This is a genomic window from Stenotrophomonas sp. STEN022, from assembly GCF_056760155.1.
Window position 1 is genome coordinate 1 of record NZ_JBRREG010000008.1, and the last position, 19,443, is coordinate 19,443.

Consider the following 19,443-nt stretch of genomic DNA (forward strand, 5'->3'; position numbering starts at 1 on the left):
TCTCGAACTCCTCGCGCACATACTCGGGCAGCGGGCGGTCTTCTACCTCACGGCGCGCGAGAAAGTCCGGCCAATGCGCCTGCAGCAGGTCTGGAAGCAGGAGGTTGGGCAAGATTTCTCGCCTTGCCGAGCGGCGGCCGCTGAATGCGACTGTGCAGTTCCGCAAGGGGAACGTCCGCACCAATGTCCAGATCCTCGACATTTCCACGCATGGCGTGCGTATTGCCGCGATCCAGGCGCTCCGTATCGGGGACACCTGCTGGATAAGGTTGCCGCAGCTGGAGCCCCAGCAGGCGAAGGTCGTGTGGGTGGATGAATTCGTGGTCGGCTGCCAGTTCGCCCGGCCGCTGCATCCTTCCGTATTGGATAATATCCTGCGCCTGCGGCAGCCCGCCAGCCGGAAACCGGAGTAGGCAAGTCACCCCCGAACAGGCGGCCGCCGGACCTCTTTGCGGCGCGCGGATTCCCCTGACTGCAAAAAATGCACTAGGCTGGGACGATGTCCGACCTGGCCCTTGTCCTCGCCCTGCTGATTTCCGCCATTGTCATGTTCGCGATCGGCCGTCCGCGAATGGATGCCGTTGCGTTGATGATGATCGTGGCGCTGCCGCTTTCCGGGGTCATCACCGTCGAGCAGGCATTCGCCGGCTTCGCGGATCCCAACATCATCCTCATCGCCGCGCTTTTCGTTGTGGGCGAGGCGCTGGTCCGGACGGGCGTGGCGCAGATGCTGGGGGACTGGCTTGTCAGCAAGGCCGGCCGCAGCGAGGCCCGGCTGATCGTGCTGCTGATGATCGTCGTGGCGGGCATCGGCTCGTTCATGAGCTCGACCGGCGTGGTCGCCATTTTCATCCCCATAGTCCTGCGGATCGCGCGCAACGCCCGCATTCCCGCCAGCCGGCTGATGATGCCGCTGTCGGTCGCGGCATTGCTCAGCGGCATGATGACACTGGTCGCCACGGCGCCCAATCTCGTGGTCCATGCCGAGCTCGAGCGGCATGGCTATGAGGGATTCAGCTTCTTCGCCTTCACGCCTTTCGGCCTTCCGCTGCTTGTCCTGGCCATCATCTATATGCTCGCCGCGCGCCGTTTCCTCGCCGGCGTGCCGGAAGCGGAGCAGGGGCCGGAACGCCCCACCCTTCGCGATTTCATAGAGAAATACGGACTGGAGGGCCGCGAATACCGCTTTGCGGTGGATCCCTATTCTTCCCTGATCGGACGGCCGCTCGCCACGCTCGACCTGCGCGGCAGCGCCGGGATCAATATCATCGCCATCGAGCGTGAGAGGCGCTTTTCCCGCCAGCTTCTGCGCCCGCACGCCCACAGCCAGCTGGAGGCCGGGGACATATTGATGATCGATGCGTGCGGGCGCGATCTCGATATCGGGAAAGTGACTCGCAGCTTCAGGCTGCACCCGATGGAACTGGCCGCCAATTATTTCGGGGATCGCAGTCAGGAGATCGGCATGGCCGAAGTGCTGCTTTCTCCGGATTCGAGGCTGGTGGGCAAAACCGTGGCGGAGGCCGATGTCCGATCGCTTCACGATGTGACGGTCGTCGGGGTCAGGCGCGAACGCAAGGCGCTGGAAGAGCCGGTGACGGAAGTGAGGTTCCGCGCCGGGGATATACTCCTTGTCATCGGCCCCTGGCGCGCGATAGAGCGTCTGCCGCGCTCGCCGGACCGGCTGATCCTGCTGAACCTGCCTGTCGAGAGCGACGATGTAGCGCCCGTCCGGTCGCGCGCGCCATTTGCGGTGGCGATCCTGCTCCTGACGGTCTTCATGATGGCCAGCGGCATCGTGCCCAATGTTCTGGCGGCGCTGATCGGCTGCCTGCTTTTCGGCCTTGCCGGCTGCGTCGGCATGAACGGCGCCTACCGTTCGATCCATTGGCAGACGCTGGTTCTGATCGTCGGCATGCTGCCCTTCTCGATTGCGCTGCAGGAAGTGGGCGGGATCGATCTGGCGGCCGATTGGCTGTTATCGACGGTAGGGTCCGGTTCTCCGCGTGCCGTGTTGGCTGTTCTGTTCTTCGTCACCGCCCTTCTGGGCATGTTCATCTCCAACACCGCGACCGCCGTGCTGATGGCGCCGGTCGCGCTTGCCCTTGCGGCGGGGCTGGAGGCTTCGCCCTATCCCTTCGCCATGACCGTGGCGCTTGCCGCGTCGACGGCCTTCATGACTCCCGTTTCATCGCCGGTGAACATGCTGGTCGTGGGGCCGGGAAACTATCGCTTCGTCGATTTCGTGAAGATCGGCGTGCCGCTGGCGATGATCGCCCTGGTGGTGACGGTCCTTCTCGTGCCGGTTCTGCTGCCGCTATGATGCGGCAATGCCTTGGAGTCTGGATTCAACGTGGCTTTTTTGTTCCTGATTACCCGGCTATCGCATCCACGGTTGCCATCCGATAGGGCAGCGGCGGCGTACGGAGCAGCACGTAGGTCAATCGTGCAACCAGCCGATGCAGTTCGAACCGTCGGTTGAACCGATAGCAGAACTCGCCCAGGTAGCGTTGGGCGTACTTGCGCCGGGGTCCATGGTAGGTGCCGCGCAGAGCGGTCTTCACGTTGCCCAGCATGACGTTGACCCAGCGCAGTGCCGGATGGTCGCACTTGTGCCCACCGCTGCCCGTCCGCAGCCGGCGATGGCTGGTGCCGGCCACCTCGCCCACCGCATTGAACCCTGCCAGGGCATCGGATACGACGACGGTATCGGGGGCCAGGTGGCGCGTGGCCCAGGCGCCGATCTCATCGGCGCTGAATCCCTTGACGACATCCAGCCGCATCACTTCCGGATGGCCCTCCTCGGAGCACTGCACGGCGGCCACGAACGCCTGCTTCCCGTCGGCACCGCGGCCACGTGGCCCACCCCGGCGCTCGCCGCCGAAATAGGCATCGTCCAGTTGGACCCAGCCGGCCAACTGGCGCCTGCCTTCACGCTCGACCATGGCCTGCATCAGCTTGTGCTTGAGCAGCCAGGCCGCGTCGTAGCCGATCCCCAGCTCCCGCGACAGTGCCAGAGCCGATCGGCCCGTCTTGGTGTTGGCGCGCATCCAGAACTGACCCACTTTCGGCGGTGATGCGCGGGTAAAACTGACCCACCTGAAGCCCACATCCTGAGCATCTTTTGCTCGGGGGATTTCAGGAGTGATCACCATGGTCATGTTGGCCAAGATCCGGCGGATGCATTTCCGCGATGGCCTGCCGCTGCGCGAGATCGCCAAGCGCACGGGCCTATCCCGCAATACCATCCGGCGATGGCTGCGCAGCGGCCAGTCCGAGCCGGTCTATCCCAGGCGAGCCTCGCCCTCCCGGCTCGATCCCTACCGGTCCCAGTTGGAGACGTGGCTGCGTGCCGACAGCCATCGTCCCCGGCGGGAACAACGCACCGCCAAGGTGCTGTTCTCGCAGTTGCAGGCGATCGGCTATCCGGGCACCTACACCCGGGTGACGGCCTTCATCCGCCAGTGGAAGGCGGCCGGCGGCGCCAGCCGCCGCCCGGCCTTCGTGCCGTTGCACTTTCCTCCGGGTGAAGCCTTCCAGTTCGACTGGAGCCGCGAGTACGCCTTCGTCGGCAGCCACGCCAAGATGCCGCTGGATCTCGCCCACGTGAAGCTGGCCTGCAGCCGCGCCTTCTGGTTGGTGGCCTATCCCACCCAGAGCCACGAGATGCTGTTCGATGCTCATACCCAGGCGTTTACCGCCTTCGGTGGCGTGCCGCGCCGCGGCATCTACGACAACATGAAGACGGCGGTGGACGGGATCGGCCAGCACCGGGAACGGCGGGTCAACGCCCGCTTCCACGCCATGACCAGCCACTACCTGTTCGCCGCGGAGTTCTGCAACCGCGCCGCGGGTTGGGAGAAGGGGCGGGTCGAGAAGAACGTGCAGGACCGGCGCCGACAGATCTGGATCGAGGCCGGGGCCCGCCACTGGCCAGATCTGGACACCCTCAACGCCTGGCTCGCCAGCGAGTGCCGCGCCGCTTGGCCGATGCAGGCGCATCCGGATGCCTCCGACATCACCGTGGCCGAAGCTCTGGAGGACGAACAGCCCCACCTGATGCCGATGCCCGCGCCCTTCGACGGCTACATCGAGCGGCCGGTGCGGGTCAGTTCGACCGCGCTGGTCAGCTTCCAGCGCAACCGCTACAGCGTGCCGTGCGAACACGCCCACGCCGTCGCCAGCCTGCGCGTGTATCCCTTCGAACTGGCCGTGGTGGTCGGCGAGGCCGAGGTCGCCCGCCACCGGCGCAGCTTCGAGCGTGATCGGGTCCACTACGACTGGCAGCACTACATCGCCCTGGTCCAGCGCAAGCCGGGGGCACTGCGTGACGGCGCGCCGTTCCTGTCCATGCCCGATCCGCTGCGCAAGCTGCAGCAGGTGTTGCTGCGCCAGCCTCACGGCGACCGCGCCATGGCCCAGGTGCTGGCCGCCGTACCCGTGCACGGGCTCGAAGCGGTACTGGTGGCGGTGGAACTGGCACTCGAGTCCGGCCTGGTGCGCGCCGACCACGTGCTCAACGTGCTGGGGCGATTGCAGCATCCGGACCGCACGATCGAGACGGTCGCCTCGCGAGTGACGCTGCGTCATCCGCCGGTGTCCGATCCGGCCCGCTACGACGCCCTGCGGGAGGCAGATCATGTCGACGCCTGACCTGCCGCTGCGCATGCAGCAGCTCAAGCTGCACGGCATGGCCAGCCAGTGGCCCGAACTGCTGGCCAAGATGCGCCTGCACACCATGGAGCCCGAACACTGGATGGCCGAACTGCTGCAGGCCGAGTCCGCCGAACGGCAGGTTCGTGCCCAGGCCAACCAGATGAAGGCCGCACGTTTCCCCGTCCATCGTGACCTGCTCGGGTTCGACTTCGCGGCCAGTCCCGTTGATCGCGCACTGGTCGAACGACTCCACCAGGGTGACTTCATCCACACCCCCGAGAACGTCGTCCTTGTCGGTGGACCGGGCACCGGCAAGACCCACCTGGCCACCGCCATCGGCATCCAGGCCGTGCGCCAGCATCGCCTGCGCGTGCGCTTCTTCTCCACCATCGAACTGGTCAATGCGCTGGAGAAGGAACAGGCCCAGGGCAAGGCCGGGCAGATCGCCCTGCGCCTGACCTATGCCGACCTGGTCATCCTCGATGAACTGGGCTACCTGCCGTTCACCCCCTCAGGCGGCGCGCTGCTGTTCCACCTGATCAGCAAGCTCTACGAGCGCACCAGCCTCGCCATCACCACCAACTTGGCCTTCTCCGAATGGGGTCAGGTGTTCGGCGACGCCAAGATGACCACCGCGCTGCTGGATCGCATCACCCACCACTGCCACATCCTGGAGACCGGCAACGACTCCTGGCGGCTGCGCAACAGCACCGCCGCCAACAAGACCAAAGCCAGAATCAGGGCAAAGGAGGCCACCACCCAGACCACCAACTGATACCCTCAGCCCCGTACACCGGGTGGGTCAAAGTTCAACGCGCAGCCTGGGTCAGTTTTAAGTGCGCGCCAACAACTAGCCATCAACTCCGTACCAAATGAACTGTGCCGCAAGGTAGATATCACTCCTACGGCCAGCAACGAGAACGCCATTGCAGCGATAGCCGGCCAGTAAGCTTGAATCAGGTTCATCCATCGCATCCCACACTCCAGTGACCCGAAGCTACTCCACGTGAGTCTCAAAAACTGAGACAACAACGCTCAAGTGAGACATCCTCGCTCCCTGCTGCATCAAGATCTGCCAACTGTTCGACCGCTTGCCGATGCTCGATGCAATTCGAAAATCTACCTACTCTTCCCTTTCGCCCCATGTCCTGACCGATCAACCGCAGGCAGTGGTTTATCCAAATTCAAGCTATCCATCCGCACGTTGTTGGCGTACGCGTTGTATTGCCACCGCCGAAATTGATCAAGCAGCAACGTGTTGGTGGCTTCAAGCCGGCTCACCTGCGCCTCAAGATCCGCGATCCGCCGATTTGCAACTTCCATCGTGAAGTCTCTTGGCCGTTGATCCCTAACCTCTCTCAGCTCCTGCTGCCGACGCCGGTAGTGTTCCTTGATTGCAGGATAATTGAGCAACGCATGGCGGCTCACGGAATCGATGCCAAGCGCTTGGGCAACTCGATCGCAGTAAGCATCCCAGGTCAACTTGCCTTCCCATTGATCCAATACCCGCAGGATCTTGGGTAGGGTCGATTTCGTGACAATCTTCTTCGGCATGGCTTTATGCGAGTGCCAAGGGAATTACGCGAGGATGCAGAGCCAGAGCATCGGGCAGGACTACGCCTAGTTCAATCAGCGCTCGCCGCACTGGCGAAGGATCGTGACCATCTGGAATGCGCAAGACAGTGCCATCGGGCACGCCATCATGCTCCAACGTCATGCGCATCGCCTGCACATGTGCCAACTTCCATTTATGGTTGTCCACCCATCGGTCTGCGCCGAAGTCCCCAGCTTCGCGAGCCTCGAGGGCCCGATCAAGAAGCGCTTTGGTTTGCGCCTCCAGAAGCAGGATTCGATCCAATGTCACGTGATCCCCCTTGATGCATACATGCTCCTTGCAAGTCATGCATTCACGCTGTTTTTGGCAGGGACTCATCGCGTAATCGTGAACGCACATCCCGTAGAGCGTAGCTTTGGCGGTCCCCAGGCGATCTACCCCAAGCTCTTGATAAGTGACCGGTTGACGGCTCTGGAATCGTTCAAGTAGCGACTTATGTTCCACCTTGAGGATGTCTCGCACCTCTCTCATGCGCTCCTCTGGCGAACGATGATCGTAGTGCGCGTTGTCGGCAACACGGGCGCGGCCCGACCACTGAGCCAACGTCATCTCGTCCATACCGCCCCGCTGACTCAGGGTATTGAGCCAATGACGGGGCTGATGAGTCGTGAGCTTGATTGGACTTCCATCTGAGTTCCGATAGCCCTTCTTCTCGAAGAGCGAGAGATCCGAACTCCCGCCCAGGCGATCATTCACCATCGTTGATGTGGCGATTGCCCATGAGAACCGCTTGACTTCATGTTCGCGATGGAACTCGTTCACGCGGTGCAGGCAGAGGGCATCCCAGATCTTCACTGTCCTGCTGTCATCAATGAATGGCCAATCCGGCCCGGCGCACCCTTCAAAAACGTAGGCGGCCAGATCCTTGTAGGAGATGTCACCCCGATCAAGGAGCTTTTTCAACCGCTTGTCCCCAACCACCTGCGACCAAGTGGGCGTGCCGTCAGTACGGTACGTTTTTCTGTGAACCCGAAGCCCTAGAGCAGCTGCCACTTCATTCGGCATCAGCAGACGATCGGCGGCATCGCCCACCGTCACCACACAGCCCGGATGATCCATAAATCTTCCAGGGTGATCATGAGCGAAGCGGGCAGCCGCACGAGCGGGAGCGCCGATTTGGGTCAGCCGACGCACGGCTTCGATGACAACATCCTGCATCACCGAAGGCACCCACTTCTTCGTGGCTCCCTTGCCCTTCGCTGCCCGCCATCGCAGGCACATTTGCGGCGCTCCATATTCGTCGGTATCCCACTGAATGCAGTCAACTGGAAGCGCGAGCACCTCAGAAATTCGCGACGGTGCAACCATCAAAAGCGTGGCGATAGAGGAAAAATATTGAGTCTCGACATCATCGGCGGCTGCAAACATTTCAGCCAAAGCGAACATTGCCTCGTTGGACGGCAGCTTCGCTGCACGGTGTGCTTTCCCCGCGCCTCCGATGTCTTCGGTCAGTATCTTCGGCTTCGGGAACGGCGACTTCCACTGCTGCAAGGAAGGGACAATCTTTTTCTCCCGAAGGAATTCGACAATGCGAGCCATCTGACGCCCCGTCTGGCATCTCTCGTCGTCGCTCTTGTAGAACTCCCGACACTTGGCAGCCGCCACATCCATCACAGCCCCGTTCAGGCCGCTGACGTCGGCACCTCCGCGGGACTCAAGAAGAGCCGCTTCAATGCAACGCAATGCTCGAAGCGGATAGTCAATGTTCTTAACGGGCTTGTGACTGTACGTATAACGAACGTATGCCTTGGCGAATTGGATGAACGGCTCTGCCATCGGGGTGAAACGATGGCTCGTTAATTCCTTCGTCTTCGTGGCAAATACAACTGATGTCTTTCCAAGCCTCCACTTGTGCTCTTCCCAACCGTCTCGCCCACCGAATGCGGTTAGATCTTCACGTGCAAGCCGTATGAACTCAGCCAAATTTTCGCTGGCAAATCGTGCGTCACGCGGTACAAAGAGGACGACATCAGCCATCGGCCACCTCAGCGAGGCACGATGCGCCAGCCAGTTGTTGACGCATGGCAGCGCACTTCGAGACGCAGTCTTCCACAGCAAGTATCAGGAGATCATTGGCGTTGACCACCACCTCCGCACATCCAGCCTCCTTCACCCTGAGTTTCTCAGCGTAAAGATCCTCGAGCACTTCCGAATGTGGAGCGTCGAGCCAGGGCTGGAAGTGCACGCATGTATAGCAAGCGCGATATCCACTGGCGCAGAAGCCAAAGTTTCCGCATGTCCCCACGGCGTTCTGCCGATCATTCGACACACGACTGGTAGGGTCGTCGCCGCGTATCGCGTCACGTTCGCTGCGAACCAGCGTTCCTAGACAAGCTTGTGCAAATGGCGCAAGGGCGGGGCCCACTATCCGGTCGATGAACACCGCCTCTTGGGCCGTATTCTCGGTATAGACCTTGACCTGCTGGATGTCGGATTGGTCCAACAACTCTGCGATCACGTATGCCCCGAATCCTTCCCTCCGAAGTTTCGTACCTCGTGTGTAGCGGAATCTCGTGGCTGTGAGGCGGAGATATTCGCCAGTCCGCTCCGAGCGCGCTGTGCACGCTTGTGCGACGCGCTGTAGCGCCTGACTAAATGATGTCGTCGTCGCGTGCAAAAGATCAGGCGTACCTCCAAGAAGCAACTCTTTAAGCGCGAAACCATCGGTGTTGCGTCGAAGTGTGTACGCCTTGGATGCATTGATGAAGATCGGAATTTCATCCCGCAGCGATGCGTGCAACGTATATCCCACTCGACTCTCGACAAGTTTGACTGAGCCCCTGTGCTGTTGCTGCAACACAACGCCAAGATCGTTCGGGATTGGAAGTGAACGAAACTCACCGCGGAAGGAGCCACCTCGCTGCTTGGAGCGTGGAACATTTAGCGTATAGAAGCTATCGCCTGCCTTCGGCAAAGCCAGATCCTTGCCTCTGAGCGCAGCGATCTGGATGGGTCGCCGAGCAGTCATTGCCAGCATCAACAGATAGGCGTAATCCTCGAAATCAATCGTTTTCTGGACCACCGCGAGATTCGCCCAATCCAATAGGGACTGCAGCTCAATATCCGTGAAAGGTCCCGTTTCTGGGCAGCCGTTTGCCACAGCTGCGCCTTTTTCATTGCCGGTGATACGCCAACCTTCAAGTAGTTCAACCACATCCTTGGAGATCCCAGCGAACCCATAGTCATGCCATGCCAGCAAGAACCCCTTGAGCCCCCCCAGATTCCACTCCCCATCCAATCCGAGTGAGGCTCTCCAGTTCATGAGCGAAGCCGGAGACACTTCAGCAGACCCCGTTTCACGAATGAACCGCTTCATGCGCTCAGCCATGTTGTAGGTATGTGAGGCGGATTGCTCCTCTGCGTAGCGCTGAAGGGTGAGGCGGGCACCCTGCCTACAATCCGGCTCAAGGTCATCTATGACACCAAGCGAGATTTGAACATCCTTATTGAGCTTCCACTGCATGTCCTTCGGATCGAATGAATAGCCATCCTTCGATATAGCCATACGCGGCGAAGCAGTCTCTGGTACGGCTGCATTCGCCTTAGCGCTTGCCTTCATCACCCACCTTCTTATCGTTATTGCGAGCAAGTGCGCTGCCAAGCAGTCGCATGGCCTTGTCGGCCTGTTCACGGATATGACGCTCGTTATAGACCTTGCCCGACTCCTTGTTGCGATGTCCATTGAGGTGTGCACGAATGTCCTGCTCGCGACCCTCCCTAATGATCTGCTCGGCGTCATTGGAACGCGACGCTGCATTGTGTTGATCAATCGCTAGCGACAGCGCGTAATTCATGTGATGGCGCAGTGCATGAGGATGTATGCCCGCCAGTTCTGGCGAGACCGCGCTGACTCGCTCGATGACTCGGTACAGGCCATTCTTCGACAGCGGCCTCCCAAAGGTCTTCCCGGCCTTGTGCGATACGAAAACGTAGGGATGTCGTCGCGCTCCAGGAATGCGTGCACGCACTTCAAGGATGTAGTGCTGGACCAGCTTTGCGAGCTCGTCCGAGATCGGCAGAATGCGCTCTTTCGTTTTGCTGGTCGGCTGATAAGCGCGAGGATCGTGCACGTCATCGTGATTGCGTCGAACGCTGACGCTTGGCTCGTGCCCAAGATGAAACTGCTCCACCCAAAGGCTGAGCAGTTCGCCCGTTCGCATGCCGGTGACTCGATACAACTCGATGATGATCGCATTCCGCAGCTGGATCGTCGGATCGCTGAACGGGTTCTCGTCGCTCCCGATGGCGATGACTTCCCGCAGCCGCTTGACCACCCCTGGATCAGGCGACTTCTCGACCGGCGTCTGAATGAGTCCGTGCTTGGACCCTCGTGGGCGGTGCTTTCGAATGCGCTTGCCCATCTCAGCCAAATCGTGCGCAAACTCCGCAGAGTTGCGATGCTGGATGATGACGCCGCCGAGGAACTCCAGGTAGTCCGCGATCGTCGTCATGCGGTTGTAGGCCACTCGCTGGGTCACCGAGGGACGCGCCACCGTCGGGCCTACCCGTGCATCAGAAAAGGCCACCACGTTGCCCGAGCGCACTTCGGTGTCTTCTCTAGCGCCCACATATCGCATGTCCAGCTTCGCGAAATCGCGCAGCGACACGATGTCTGGCAACGAAAGGAACGTCCCGCCCGTGAACTCGTCAACGAGGTTGCGTCCTTCCTGCATCTCCCATCGAAGGAGCACCTGGATGTGCGTGAGAGCGTTTCGAATCGTATTGACGGCCGCTCCGGCGTTGCGCAACTGCGCCGTCGCAAAGAGCGTCGGGTAGAACACAGGAAGCCCCTGATCGTCCAGCAGAAGTGGCACGCGCTCACCTTGATTCATCACGCGCATCGCAAGCGAGGACATAAGGTCTTTTTCTACATTTACTACATATGAATGACTATACCATTTTATTTTACAAAAGTAGTGAGCAAAAAATAGAAAAGCCCCTTAGTAGAAGGGGCTTCCTGTATCCATTAGCTACAAAGCGTGAGGATAGGTGTCCTAGAACGGAATATCGTCGTCGGCGAAGTCGTCCATCGGCGGAGCCGACTGCTGCTGCGGCGGTGTCTGGCGCTGCTGCTGGCGCTGACCACCACCGTAGCCGCCGCCCTGGTCCTGGTTGCCATAACCGCCCTGGCCGCCACCCTGCTGCTGGCGCGGGGCCGACTGACGCTGCGGACGATCACCGCCGTAGCCGCCACCGCCACCACCGCCGCCTTCACCACGGCCGCCGAGCATCTGCATTTCGTTGGCTACGATATCGGTGGTGTACTTTTCAACACCGTCCTGGCCGGTGTACTTGTCGTAGCGCAGTTCGCCTTCGACGTAGACCGAACTGCCTTTGCGCAGGTATTCACCGGCTATCTCGCCGAGCTTGCCGAAGAACACCACGCGGTGCCACTCGGTACGCTCCTGCTGGTTGCCATCACGGTCCTTGCGCACGCTGGTGGTGGCCAGGCTGATGCGGGTGATCGCCATGCCGGCCTGGGTGTACTTGGTGTCCGGGTCGTTGCCGAGGTTGCCGACGAGGATGACTTTATTGATGCCGCGGGCCATAGGTTCCTACTCTTCCGTTGGGGTCCACCCGCCGGATGCGGGCAATAGCCGACGTATTATATCTGTCCGGCGACAGATAACAGCCAATCCTTGCAGCCCTTGCGGCGTAAGGCTTGCGCTGGCCCAGCCGCGCATCCGGCGCCCTTTGGCCAAGCCGGATCACCGCCCTTCCAGCGCTGGAATCGCCCGGCAGACGGCAGATCCCGGACCCGGCCCACCCCCTTTCGCCGACCTCATGGCATGATGCCAGACGTCGTTCAGATTGCTGGTCAAGATGGTCATCAAGGGCAAAGCCACCTCTTTGGATATCGCGCACATGGCCGGCGTCTCGCAGCCGACGGTGTCGCGTGCGCTGCGTGGCAGCCCGATGGTCAATGCCGAAACCCGCCAGCGCATCCTCGATATCGCCCGCCAGCTGAACTACAAGGTCGACAAGAACGCCTCCAGCCTGCGCTGCCAGCAGTCCGGCACGCTGGCGCTGCTGTTCTTCGAAGACCCGACCAATGATGACTCCTTGATCAACCCGTTCTTCCACTCGATGCTGGGCTCGATCACCCGCGCCTGCGCGCTGAAGGGATTGGACCTGCTGGTCTCCTTCCAGCAGCTGTCCAGCGACTGGCATGCCGACTTCGAGGACAGCAACAAGGCCGACGGCATCATCCTGCTCGGCTATGGCGACTACCACGAATCAGTAGAGAGGCTGCAGCGGCTGGTGGAGCAAGGCACCCATTTCGTGCGCTGGGGTGCGGCCTTGCCGGGCCAGCCAGGCGTATCGATCGGCAGTGACAACTTCCAGGGCGGCTTTGATATCAGTGCGCACCTGCTTGAGCAGGGCCGCCAGCGCATCGCATTTCTGGGCCACGCGTCCAGCCACTATCCCGAGTTCGAGGAACGCTACCGCGGCCATGTCGAAGCGCTGGCTGCACGCGGCTTGAAGGCAGATCCGTCGCTGCAACATGACGCCATCACCACCGAAGAATCCGGCCACGCCGCCTGCATCGCCCTGCTCGACAGTGGCAAGGACTTCGATGCGATCTGCGCGGCCAGTGATCTGATCGCCATCGGCGCCTTGCGCGCCCTGCGCGAGCGCGGCGTGCGGGTGCCGCAGGACATCGCGGTGACCGGCTTTGACGATATTCCACTGGCTGCATCGGTATCGCCACCGCTGACCACGGTGCAACAGGACACCAAGCAGGCCGGTCAGCTGCTGGTCGACAAGCTGCTGAGCCTGATTGCCGGTGAACCGGTCGAAGGCCTCACCATTCCGGTGAAGCTGGTGGTGCGGGAATCATCGCTTGGCGTGTGATTCGCACAGCCAGTGCCGCTGCATGCCTTGGCTCAGCTGAAATCCTTGAGGATTTCACCCACGCCTGACGGTGAGATTTCAAAGCCCAACGGCGTGCCCGGGTTGATCACCACGCCGTAGCCACCGGGCACGCGCCGCAGCACGTCCAGCATCAGCATGCGGATGTTGTGCGGCGCCTGTTGCTGGTGGAAGCCAACCCGCGCCATGTCGGTGAACACCGCCACATGCAGCACACCCTGCTTGTCGAACAGCAGCGGATCGAAGCCACTGCCGTCAGGCGTGACCAGGCTGCCGGTCAGCAGCACCACGTCGGAGGCGACGAAGGCCTGCATGAAGGCACGGATCGGCAGTTTGCCGTCCATTGCGGTCTGCAACAGGGTTTCAATGGGGGTTTGCGGGGGAAGCTGGTTCATGCGGTGCCGCCGGGAATGCCTAGGGGCGGATTGTAGCGGGTGGGGCTTTGCGAGTCGCAAAGGCCGGAGCAGAAGCAAGAGCTACCCCTCCCCGGCCCTCCCCTTGCCTTCGGCAAAGGGAGGGAGACAAGCGAACCCTCCCGACCGCGACAATCTGCCCCCTCCCTTTTGCGCAGCAAAGGGGAGAGTTGGGGAGGGGGGCTTTTGGCGCTGCGTTGGATTTCACGCAGAGCCTTACCCTCACCCCAACCCCTCTCCCGCAGGGAGAGGGGCTGAAGCGGGTTACTGCGTCAGTCGCCTATCCCGCGCTGTCTGATCCGCCATGGCGGCGTCCAACTGCGCACGCAGCTCCGGCTGCATCACCTGCCCTTCCAGCACGAACACCTTGATGCCATGCGCCGGCACCTCAGTCTTCAGCGAACTTTTCACTTTCACCAAACCACCACCCAGCACATCGCGCCACTGCCCGGCCTGTAGGTAACGGCTCACCTCGAACGAACGTGCTGCATCGCCCTTGTTCAGCAGCACCAGCGCGGTCTGCGCGGTATCACCATGCTGCAGTACGCGGTAGAACACCGCCTCATCGCCGTGCAGCCGCTCATTTACCTGCAGACCGCGCTGCAACGCAGGCGTTGCCTCACGCAGTTTGGCGATGCGCTGCAGCGGCGCGAAGATCGGGCTCTGCCCTGCCTCATCCACCCGCTGCTGGCCGAAGTAGGCACGGTTGCCCGCATGCTCGGCACGACCGCGCATGAAGCCGGTTTCCGAGCCGTAATAAAGCACCGGAATGCCGCGCGCGGTGAACAGCCAGTTATGTGCGTCGATGAAACCGGCATCGCTGGCATCCAGACGCGCCATGTCATGGTTGTCGTAGAAGCTCATCAGCGCGTACGGATTGGCATACGGGCCGCCGCTCAGGTGCAGCGGTTCGGCCAGCGCTTCAAAGCCCTTCTGCTCCTTGCCGAATACCGATGACATCGCACCGCGCAGCGGGAAATCCAGCACACTGACGTTCGCGTTCGCCGGCCAGGTGTGCTCGGCAATCTTCGCTGCGTCGTAGTCGAACGCTTCGCCGAACATGAACATGCCCGGGTGCTCTGCGCGGATGCGGTTTACAAATTCATGCCACCACGGATGCGGCAACCAGCCAATGGTGTCGATGCGCAAAGCATCCACACCCTGCGCCGTCCATTGCAGGTAGGCGCCAACCAGGTAATCCATCACCGCCGGATTGTGCTCGTTGAAATCCGACAGCTCGGCCAGGTTGCCGTCGAAGATCGAACCCTTGCTGCCATCGACCGGGCCGATGTTGTTGTAGAACGCGTGCAGCGGGTTGTGCTTGGGATCGAGCTTGTCCGGAGCCAGGTTCTGATGGTCGGCGATCAGCTTGCCGTCCTTGTCGAAGATCTGGCCGAACTGCGGCTGCCGCTTGGGCATGGTCCAGGCCGGTGAGCCGTGGTTGCCGACGATATCCAACACCACTTTCAGCTTGGCATCGTGCAGCCCCTTGGCCAGCCCTGCGAAATCCAGGTCTGCGCTGGGCAGATGCTCGTCCAGCTTGTAGAAGTTGATGCCCCAGTAGCCGTGGTAACCGGTCTTGCCGCGATCGGTCAGCGTGCTGGTGCAGCTGATCGGCTTGCTGCCGGTGAAGGCCTGATCGGGGTTGTCGATGATCGGCGTGATCCACACCGCACCAAAGCCGAGCTGGCGGATGTAGTCGGCGTTGTCGAGCACGCCCTTGAAGTCACCGCCGAGGTAGCCGATGTTGCCATCGATCTTGTCCGGGCACGGCACCGGGATATCGAAGGTGCGGTGTTCGCCGCCCTGGTCGCGATGGTCGTTGCTGGTATCGCCATTGACGAAGCGGTCGGTGACCACGAAGTACACCGCATCACTGGCAAAGGGCTCCGTGGTGCCGATGTAATCCGGCCGGTTGCCGGCCAAGGCCGAGCCTGCCACCACTGCCAGTCCAACCGCTGTTGCCAAACGACCACGCATCACACCACCTCCTGTTGCGACGGAACCCGCAGCACGCACAAACCGGCCACGAACAGACTGCAGCCACCCAGTACCAGCACGTGGATGGGATCACTACCCAACCAGTTGCGCAGGGCAAAGCCCAAGGCACTGGCGGCAACCAGCTGCGGGATCACAATGAAAAAATTGAAAATACCCATGTACACACCCATCTTCGCCGCCGGCACGCTGTCCGACAGTAGTGCGTAAGGCAGCGACAGGATCGAGGCCCAGGCAAAGCCGACGCCGACCATCGACAGCAGCAGCCAGTGCGGGTCCTTGATCAGCATCAGCGAGATCAGGCCCAAGCCGCCCAGCCACAGATTGACCAGATGACTCCAGCGCAGGCCAATCGCCCGCACCATCAGCGGAATGATCAGCGCCGCCACGGCAGCGAAACCGTTGTAAGCGCCGAACAACACGCCGACCCAGTTCGCGCCTTCGTTGTACGCAGCTGACTGCGTATCGGTTGAACCGAAGTGCGTGCCCGCCACCGCTGCGGTGGTGTAGATCCACATCGCAAACAGGGCGAACCAGGAGAAGAACTGCACCCATGCCAAGCGCCGCATCGTGCCCGGCATGCTGCGCAGGTCATCGACGATGGTGGCCAGCATATGCGTGCCGGGCAGCACCCGCGCCACGCCGAGCAGCAGGCCGTAACTGACGCACAGGCCGGCCAGCACGTAGATCATGCGGTCGCCTTGGCGCCAGGCGATCACCCCCGCCAACAACACGCCCAAGCCAAGCCACATGCCGATCTGCCCCCATTGCGGCAGACCTGCAGCGCGCTGCACGGCATGCACCGCCGCCGGTTCGGCATCGTCGAAGCTGGCCAGCTCGGCCGGCGAATACTCTCGCGTACTGAACACGGTCCAGCTCATCGCCAGCAGCAACACCGCCGCGCCGAAGTAGAAGGCATAGCGCACGGTATCCGGCACTTCACCCGGCCCGGCGGTATTGGCCACGCCGAAGTGGGCAAGGATGAAGGGCAGGAAGCTGGCCACCACCGCGCCCACGCCGATGAAAAAGCTCTGCATCGAGAAGCCTGTCGGGCGCTGTCTTGGCGACAACTGATCACCAACGAAGGCGCGAAACGGCTCCATCGAGATGTTGATCGAGGCATCCAGCACCCACAGCGTGCCGGCGGCGATCCACAGGGTCGGCGAGTTCGGCATCACCAGCAGCGCGAGCGTGGTCAGCACCGCGCCGATCATGAAGTACGGACGGCGGCGGCCCCAGCGTGTCCAGGTGCGGTCGGACAAATAACCGATCACTGGTTGCACCAGCAGCCCGGTCAGCGGTGCAGCGATCCAAAGCCCCGGCACCGCGTCCATCGGCGCGCCCAGCGTTTCAAAAATGCGGCTGGCATTGGCGTTCTGCAGCGCGAAGCCGAACTGGATACCCAGGAAGCCAAAACACATGTTCCAGATCTGCCAGAACGACAGCTGCGGTTTGCTATTCATCAAGCGCTTCCCCCCTCCGGGAATCACGGATGCGATGTTGGGCGCGGATGCGCTGCGGCCATGGTAGAGGGCGCACCTGTGATCTGCACCGCTGTTGCATACGTATTCAATGCGGCATTGCGCCCACAGCGGCCTCCACCGGGGAATAGTGGCGCCACGTGCCACCCCGCTGGGCCGGCGCGCCGACCAGAACCCGGAGTTGAGACCCGCATGGCCGATACACGTTCCACCCCTGCCCGCCTGTCGCTGAGAGCCGCCTTCGCGCTGCTGCTGATCAGCGCCCTGCCGGCCCACGCCGCCGATCTGGCGCGCGTCACCTCACCCGACAAACAGCTTGTCGTGGTCGTCGAATCCCAACATGAAGGCCGCCCCTCGTACCGGGTGGAACGCAATGGCCAGGCGGTAATCGCACCGTCGCGACTGGGCATGCTGCTTGGCGATGGCCGCCTGGAGCGCAATGTCGCGCTTACCGGGCAGTCACAGCGCAGCTTCGATGAGACCTGGGAGCAGCCTTGGGGTGAGCGCCGCCTCACCCGCAATCACTACAACGAACTGCGCGCCAGCTTCACCGAGAAGCCCGGCGCCGGCCGCAACTACGAGCGCCGCTTTGACGTGGTGTTCCGCGTCTATGACGACGGCATCGGCTTCCGCTACGAGTTCCCGCAGCAGGCGGGCATGAAGCAGGCGCAGATCCATGCCGAGCTGACCGAGTTCGCGCTGGCGCGCCCGGCCACCGCCTGGTGGATTCCCGCCTTCGAGTGGAACCGCGAGGAATACCTGTACCACCAGACCCCGCTGAAGGAAGTCGGCACCGCGCAGACCCCACTGACCCTGCGCAGCGACAACGGCCTGCACATCTCCATCCACGAAGCCGCGCTGGTCGACTATGCCGGCATGAACCTGGCGCGTGGCGATGGCGACATCCTGCGCGCGACGCTCACCCCGTCCAGCAGCGGTGCGCCGGTGGTACGCACCCTGCCCTTCAACACCCCATGGCGCACCATCACCATTGGCGAGAGGGCGGGCGACCTGGCTGAGTCCAGCCTCATCCTCAACCTCAACGAGCCCAACGCCATCGGCGATGTGAGCTGGTTCAAGCCAGCCAAATATGCCGGCGTGTGGTGGTCGCTGCACCTGGAGACCGAAACCTGGGCGACCGGCCCCAAACACGGCGCCACAACCGAGAACACCCGCCGTTACATCGACTTCGCCGCCGCCAACGGTTTCCGCGGCGTACTGGTGGAAGGCTGGAACATCGGCTGGGATGGCGACTGGTTCGCCAACGGCGAAGCCTTCGACTTCACCCGCGCCCCCCCGGATTTCGACCTGCCCGGCCTTGCCAGCTACGCCGCCGGCAAGGGCGTACACCTGATCGGCCACCACGAAACCGCCTGCGCGGTCAGCCATTACGAACGCCAGCTGCCTGCAGCGCTGGACCTGTATGCGCGCAACGGCGTGGATGTGATCAAGACCGGCTATGTCTGCGATGCCGGCGACATCCACCGCCAGGACCAGGCCGACGGCCCAATCACCCGCGAATGGCATGAAGGCCAGTGGATGAGCAACCACAACCTGCGCGTGCTGCAGCAGGCCGCCGCCAGACACATCGCGATCAACTCCCACGAGCCGATCAAGGACACCGGCCTGCGCCGCACCTACCCGAACTGGGTATCGCGCGAAGGCGCCCGCGGCATGGAGTTCAACGCATGGGGCAACCCGCCCAACCCGCCCGGCCACGAAGCCACGCTGGTGTTCACCCGCATGTTGGGCGGACCGATGGATTACACCCCCGGCATCGTCAGCCTGAAGGGCCGCAACGGCCTGGCCCTGCGCAGCACCCTGGCCAAACAGCTGGCACTGTACGTGGTGCTGTACAGCCCGGTGCAGATGGTCGCCGACCTGCCCGAGCACTATGCCCAGCACCCGGACGCCTTCCAGTTCATCAAGGACGTGGCGGTGGATTGGGAAGAAAGCCATGTGCTCAATGGCGAGGTTGGCCAGTACGTGACGTTTGCGCGCAAGGCGCGTGGCAGCGAGGAATGGTTTGTCGGCAGCGTTGGCAGCGAGAAGCCGCAGGCGCTGGATGTGGGTTTGTCGTTCCTCACCCCAGGCAAGCGTTACCGCGCGGAGATCTACCGCGATGGGGACGGTGCCAATTGGGAGACTGCGCCCTTTGCGTTTGTTCGCGAGGCACGCGAGGTTGGCAGTGGTGACCGGATCCAGCTGCAGCTGGCGGCTGGTGGCGGTGCCGCTGTGCGGTTTGTGCCGGTGGAGTAAGCGCGGGCGTCCTGGAGAAGGCGTTGGGCTTTGTCTTGGTGCCGTCATTCCTGCGCAGGCGGGAGTGACGGCAAGAACAAACGCAGGAGCCAGAACCCGAGCGATCAGCGCCGTTACCGAATGACGGCGTGAAGGCAGAACCGTCGCC

At 62.2% G+C, this 19,443-nt stretch carries 15 protein-coding genes; 6 read left to right on the top strand and 9 right to left on the bottom strand.

All coding sequences use genetic code 11. From position 1 onward, the window contains the following. Positions 1–104 precede the first annotated feature (104 nt). Both ACVOMF_RS03135 and ACVOMF_RS03140 read left to right on the top strand, forming a co-directional pair. Entirely contained in the window at positions 105–413 is a 309-nt protein-coding gene (locus ACVOMF_RS03135; RefSeq protein ID WP_019185708.1) for a PilZ domain-containing protein, read from the top strand. Between the two features lie 86 nt (positions 414–499). After that, complete coding sequence (locus ACVOMF_RS03140) at positions 500–2,323, top strand: SLC13 family permease (RefSeq protein WP_279732101.1); 1,824 nt, start codon at positions 500–502, stop codon at positions 2,321–2,323. A 49-nt stretch (positions 2,324–2,372) separates the two neighbouring features. Here the strand turns inward: ACVOMF_RS03140 and ACVOMF_RS03145 are convergent, their stop codons facing one another. Next, positions 2,373–3,248, bottom strand: a complete 876-nt coding sequence (locus tag ACVOMF_RS03145; protein WP_481507979.1) for an IS1595 family transposase — start codon at positions 3,246–3,248, stop codon at positions 2,373–2,375. Between ACVOMF_RS03145 and istA the strand changes: the two genes are divergently transcribed. Both istA and istB read left to right on the top strand, forming a co-directional pair. Next, complete coding sequence (istA, locus tag ACVOMF_RS03150; RefSeq protein ID WP_003097546.1) at positions 3,154–4,653, top strand: IS21-like element ISPa36 family transposase; 1,500 nt, start codon at positions 3,154–3,156, stop codon at positions 4,651–4,653. The two genes, ACVOMF_RS03145 and istA, sit on opposite strands and share 95 nt — an antisense overlap. Beyond that, positions 4,640–5,431 (top strand): IS21-like element ISPa36 family helper ATPase IstB, encoded by a 792-nt coding sequence (gene istB / locus ACVOMF_RS03155; RefSeq protein ID WP_003097544.1) that lies wholly within the window; start codon positions 4,640–4,642, stop codon positions 5,429–5,431. The genes istA and istB overlap by 14 nt, the downstream gene beginning before the upstream one ends. Before the next feature lie 344 nt (positions 5,432–5,775). Here istB and ACVOMF_RS03160 read toward each other — a convergent pair whose 3' ends face one another. From ACVOMF_RS03160 to ACVOMF_RS03180, 5 genes are all read right to left on the bottom strand, one after another. Beyond that, the gene (locus ACVOMF_RS03160; RefSeq protein ID WP_080114903.1) at positions 5,776–6,210 is read right to left on the bottom strand and encodes a hypothetical protein; all 435 of its coding nucleotides are present in this window, start codon (positions 6,208–6,210) and stop codon (positions 5,776–5,778) included. A gap of 4 nt (positions 6,211–6,214) precedes the next feature. Next, positions 6,215–8,248 carry a hypothetical protein gene (locus tag ACVOMF_RS03165; RefSeq protein WP_232092445.1) on the bottom strand — a complete coding sequence of 678 codons (2,034 nt, stop codon included), beginning with the start codon at positions 8,246–8,248 and terminating at the stop codon, positions 6,215–6,217. Continuing rightward, complete coding sequence (locus ACVOMF_RS03170) at positions 8,241–9,830, bottom strand: site-specific integrase (protein ID WP_232092444.1); 1,590 nt, start codon at positions 9,828–9,830, stop codon at positions 8,241–8,243. The genes ACVOMF_RS03165 and ACVOMF_RS03170 overlap by 8 nt, the downstream gene beginning before the upstream one ends. Then, a complete protein-coding gene (locus ACVOMF_RS03175) occupies positions 9,814–11,127 on the bottom strand; it encodes a site-specific integrase (protein WP_149500782.1) in 1,314 nt (437 codons plus the stop codon). Before ACVOMF_RS03175 ends, ACVOMF_RS03170 begins: the two co-directional genes overlap by 17 nt. A 138-nt stretch (positions 11,128–11,265) precedes the next feature. Next, positions 11,266–11,820 carry a single-stranded DNA-binding protein gene (locus ACVOMF_RS03180; protein ID WP_481507980.1) on the bottom strand — a complete coding sequence of 185 codons (555 nt, stop codon included), beginning with the start codon at positions 11,818–11,820 and terminating at the stop codon, positions 11,266–11,268. Between the two features lie 274 nt (positions 11,821–12,094). Here ACVOMF_RS03180 and ACVOMF_RS03185 point away from each other — a divergent pair, with 274 nt between their 5' ends. Further along, on the top strand, positions 12,095–13,126 hold the full coding sequence (locus ACVOMF_RS03185; protein WP_481507981.1) for a LacI family DNA-binding transcriptional regulator: 1,032 nt from the start codon (positions 12,095–12,097) through the stop codon (positions 13,124–13,126). A 32-nt stretch (positions 13,127–13,158) separates the two neighbouring features. On the opposite strand, the gene ACVOMF_RS03190 is transcribed toward ACVOMF_RS03185, so the two are convergent. The 3 genes from ACVOMF_RS03190 to ACVOMF_RS03200 all read right to left on the bottom strand — a co-directional run bounded on the left by ACVOMF_RS03190 (position 13,159) and on the right by ACVOMF_RS03200 (position 17,018). Continuing rightward, positions 13,159–13,539, bottom strand: coding sequence for an SseB family protein (locus ACVOMF_RS03190; RefSeq protein ID WP_481507982.1), 381 nt, complete (start codon positions 13,537–13,539; stop codon positions 13,159–13,161). Between the two features lie 282 nt (positions 13,540–13,821). Next, positions 13,822–15,537, bottom strand: coding sequence for an alpha-amylase family glycosyl hydrolase (locus ACVOMF_RS03195; RefSeq protein WP_481507983.1), 1,716 nt, complete (start codon positions 15,535–15,537; stop codon positions 13,822–13,824). Continuing rightward, positions 15,537–17,018 (bottom strand): MFS transporter, encoded by a 1,482-nt coding sequence (locus ACVOMF_RS03200; RefSeq protein WP_481507984.1) that lies wholly within the window; start codon positions 17,016–17,018, stop codon positions 15,537–15,539. Before ACVOMF_RS03200 ends, ACVOMF_RS03195 begins: the two co-directional genes overlap by 1 nt. A 210-nt stretch (positions 17,019–17,228) precedes the next feature. On the opposite strand from ACVOMF_RS03200, the gene ACVOMF_RS03205 reads away from it, so the two are divergent. Further along, positions 17,229–19,295 carry a glycoside hydrolase family 97 protein gene (locus tag ACVOMF_RS03205; protein ID WP_481507985.1) on the top strand — a complete coding sequence of 689 codons (2,067 nt, stop codon included), beginning with the start codon at positions 17,229–17,231 and terminating at the stop codon, positions 19,293–19,295. Positions 19,296–19,443 lie beyond the last annotated feature (148 nt).